Origin of the sequence: Thiohalophilus sp., assembly GCF_031581315.1 — a bacterium.
In the GTDB taxonomy this organism is placed as follows: domain Bacteria; phylum Pseudomonadota; class Gammaproteobacteria; order UBA6429; family Thiohalophilaceae; genus Thiohalophilus.
Genome location: NZ_JAVLAZ010000013.1, coordinates 16,654 through 20,462, shown reverse-complemented (window position 1 = coordinate 20,462; position 3,809 = coordinate 16,654). Strand labels below are relative to the sequence as shown.

Annotated in this window: 4 protein-coding genes; all 4 read right to left on the bottom strand. The window is 62.3% G+C overall.

Features of this window, described 5'->3' with window-relative positions:
• On the bottom strand, window positions 1-455 hold a 455-nt coding region (locus RI563_RS03170), incomplete at its 3' end, for an efflux RND transporter permease subunit (RefSeq protein ID WP_310692895.1).
• Window positions 452-1,822, bottom strand: a complete 1,371-nt coding sequence (locus RI563_RS03165; RefSeq protein WP_310692894.1) for a hypothetical protein — start codon at window positions 1,820-1,822, stop codon at window positions 452-454. The genes RI563_RS03170 and RI563_RS03165, both read right to left, overlap by 4 nt.
• Window positions 1,819-2,436, bottom strand: a complete 618-nt coding sequence (locus RI563_RS03160; RefSeq protein ID WP_310692893.1) for a TetR/AcrR family transcriptional regulator — start codon at window positions 2,434-2,436, stop codon at window positions 1,819-1,821. The genes RI563_RS03165 and RI563_RS03160 overlap by 4 nt, the downstream gene beginning before the upstream one ends.
• Window positions 2,437-3,002: 566 nt before the next feature.
• On the bottom strand, window positions 3,003-3,809 hold an 807-nt coding region (locus RI563_RS03155), incomplete at its 5' end, for a DsbC family protein (protein ID WP_310692892.1).

Below are 3,809 nucleotides of genomic sequence, written 5' to 3'. Positions count from 1 at the left end.
GCGTAATCTTCCAGCTGATCCGGCGGCATGTCGCCGGCGACCGCCACCGCCGCCACCAGATCGCTGCGGTGCAGCTCCCGCACCACCGGCGCTTCGGCGCGCACGGGCAGATCGGTAATGGCGTTGACCTCGGTGTCGATCTCGTTGAGAAAACGGATGGGATCGCCGCCCGCCTGCATGGTGGCGGTGGCACTGGCCAGGTTGTCCTGGGCCACGCAGATCAGCTCATCCAGATAGTCGACGCCCTTGATGGCATCGTGCAGCCGCCGGCAGACGGCGTCCTCCACATCGCCGGCGCTGGCGCCGCGATAGACCACCTCGACGCTTACCTCCACCGGCCGGTAATCGGGAAAGGTCTCGCGCTTGAGCGACGGCGCGGCGAACAGCCCCGCCGCCAGCAACACGATCAGCAGCAGGTTGGCCGCGGTGGGATGACCGGCGAACCAGCGAATCATGGGCTATTGCCCCGGGCGCGGGCCTGCAACCGCTGCTCCAGTGCACTATCGTGCTGCGGCTTGAGAGCCATCCCCTCGAGCGCCGGCACCGGATCGTCGACAATCACCCGATCGCCGGGCGAAAGCCCCTCGCTGATGATGGCCAGATCGTGTTGTTCGAAGGCCACGGTCACCGCCACCCGTTCCAGACGATCATCCTCACTGACCCGGTAGACCTCGCCGGCGTGCACGGCTGTGGCCGGGATCACCAGCTGCGGCGCCCGGCTCATCGCATTGAGCCGTACCTGCACATACATGCCCGGCTGCAGGGCCGGGCGATCGGGCGGTGCCACCTGGCCATAGGGTTCGTCGACGGTCACCACCACCCGCGCGGTGCGGGTCACCGGATCGAGCCCGCTGCTCACCCGGCTCACCCGCGCCGGCCAGCGAATATCTTCCGCGCCGGCGAGGCGTACCTGCGCCTCGATGACCGAGAAGTCGAGCCGCTCTTCAATAGCCAGGGCATCGGTCGGCGGCGCGGCGCGCAGTACGTTACCCATCAGCCGACGCAGCATGGGCAACGGGATATGGGTTTCGATCTCGGCCGCCTCGATGCTGTCGGCGCGAAACAGTTTCTGGCCGACGGCGGCATGCTGGTGCAGCTCGACCTCCACCTCGCCGAGGCGCAGATCGTAGGGTGCAACGAAGCGGGTGTCCGCCAGATCCTGACGAGCCTGTTCCAGCCGGGTTTCGGCCCGCGCCATCTGGGCCTTCAGGGTGTCGCGGCGGGTGGGCAGCAGCGCCAGCTGGTTTTCCAGCACGGCCACCGCCTGGCGCTGCGCCACCGTGGCGCGGCGCTGTTCATCGCGCTGCGAGCGCGAGATAGAGCCCTGTTTCACCAGTCGTTCGATCCGCGCCAGCTCCTGCTCGGCCAGATCCAGTCGCTCCTGCTCCAGCGCCAGCAGGCGCCCGGTATTCTGCTGTTCGGTGTCGAGCTGGGCCTGCTCGGCGGCCAGCGAGGCCAGTTCGGCTTCCACCTCGGCGATGGCCAGTTCATAGCGGCTTGGATCGAGCGCCAGCAATAACGTGCCCTCGCGCAGCAGATTACCGCTTTCCAGTTCCGGGTGACGCTCCACGACCCGCCCGGCCACATTGGCGCTGGCCTGCCAGGTTTCGGCGGCCCGGGTCACCCCGTGACCGCGTGCTTCCATCTCGAAGGCCAGCGGCTGCACCTCGATCACCGACAGGGTCGGCACCCGGTGGTCAACGTCCCCATGGCCCGGCGTCTGGCGATTGACCACCAGCAGCACCAGCAACGCAATCCCCACCCCCAGTCCGGCAAGCACCCATTTCGAGCGCTGCAGCATATTGAGTATTTTTTCTTTCATGGTGTCCCGCTCCGTTGTGCGGCAATCCCCTGACAATAGAGCCGGAATGCCCCCGGCGCCAGATCGCGGATCTGGCCCACCTCCCCGGCGATCAACGACTGCATCACCAGCCCCTGAATGGTGCCGATGAACTGGGTCGCCGCCGCCGCACTGTCCAGATCGGCCCGCAGCTCACCCCGGGCCCGGCCCTCCTCCAGCAGCGCTTCGAGCCGCTGGTGGTAGCGGGACATCAGGCCCTGCACCATACGCCGCGCCGGTGTCGGCCGGGCGTGCTGCAGCTGGCCCATCATCATGCGGGGCACGCCGGGGTGTTCGGTGATGAAATCGATATGCGCCATGAACATGGCCTCCAGTGTCGCCAGTGGCGTCACGGCCTGCTGCGCCGCCCGCTCCAGGCGCTGCATGACCCGTTCGGCCACCCATTCCACCACTGCCGTCCAGATCGCCTCCTTGCTGGGGAAATGACGAAACAGGGCGCCCTGGGTCACCTGCATGTATTTGGCGATGGAGGCGGTGGTGATCCGCGCCGGATCCTCCCTGCCGCACAGATCCACCACCGCGCGCACCGTCAGCTCTTTGCGCTCATCCGCCGGCAAGTGCCTGTTTTTGCTCACGCCACACCTCAAAAGATAGTAATCAATTACTATCTTAGATGATCCCGAAGAGGTTTCCAACCTGCACTGATCGGCGATCAACACAAAGACGGGCCGGTTTTGTGGCGGCAAAGACTATTTATAAGGTAGTTCGGCAGACGGGTATGCGGCGAACTGGTCAGCAAATACCGCCGCCTGCTGGCCCAGGCGCTCAACTAGTCAGCCCGATGTAATTAACGCGAAGGACGCAAGGCGCAAAGAACGCAAAGTTTTTTGTTAAAAACCATTCGATGTGCCCGGGTACCATCATCCCTGGACTGACCACCGAAACACTGAATCACCATAAAACACCGAACCAGTGAATTCAGTGTCTTCGGTGGTATTTTTTCAAATGCATTGGAAATAACGCGGAGGACGCGGAGACGCCGAGGCGCGGAGAAAACAATCTTTTGGATTTGAAATATTGAATTTTGAATGGGAGCCAGTTCTGAAATTCAGAATTTAAAATTCAACATTCAACATTATATCTCCGCGTCTTTGCGCCTCTGCGACCTCCGCGTTGATTTCCAGAGCCCCGGAAAAATGCCTCAGTTCGGCATTTTGCCGTTGAGGATCGCGGCGAGGCGTTTGGGGGGGACGAAGCCGGGGATGATCTTGCCGGTTTCCAAGACCAGCGCCGGCGTGCCGGAGATGCCCATGGTCTGACCGAGCTGGAACTGATCGGCGACAGGGTTATCGCAGGTTTTTTGCGGGATCGACTCGCCCTGCTTGGCCCGGGTCAGCGCGCCCTGCCGATCGTCGGCACACCAGGCGGAAACGGCTTTCTGATAGGACTCGGAATTGAGACCGGCGCGCGGATAGGCCATGTAACGAATCCGGATGCCGGCCTCGTTATAGGCGCCCACGGACTCATGCAGTTTACGACAGTAACCGCAATCGATATCGGTAAACACAGTGACGGTATGTTCGGCATCTTTCGAACCGAAGACGATCATCGACTCCTCGCCCATCCCTTCGATGGCCGCGTTAATCGCCTGGTTACGGTATTCATCGGTCAGGTTACGCCGCTCGGCCATGTCGATTACACTGCCGTCCACCACATAACGGGCATCGCCGGACATATAGAATACCTGCGGTGGGATCGTGACCCGGTAAAGTCCCTTGATCGGCGACGCCTCGACATTCTCGGCTTTGACATCCTCGAAGCGATCCATGATGGCCTGACGGGCCTGATCGAGTTCATCGGCACCGGCCGGGGTAAACAGCCCCAGCAGGGCCGTAATAACAACAAAACGGGAAAAAAACGACATGGGAATGACTACCAGTAAAAGTGTGGATAACGCGTGAAAGTATACCCGATTCACGCCCGACTGTGGCTTATGTGATGCCCGAAA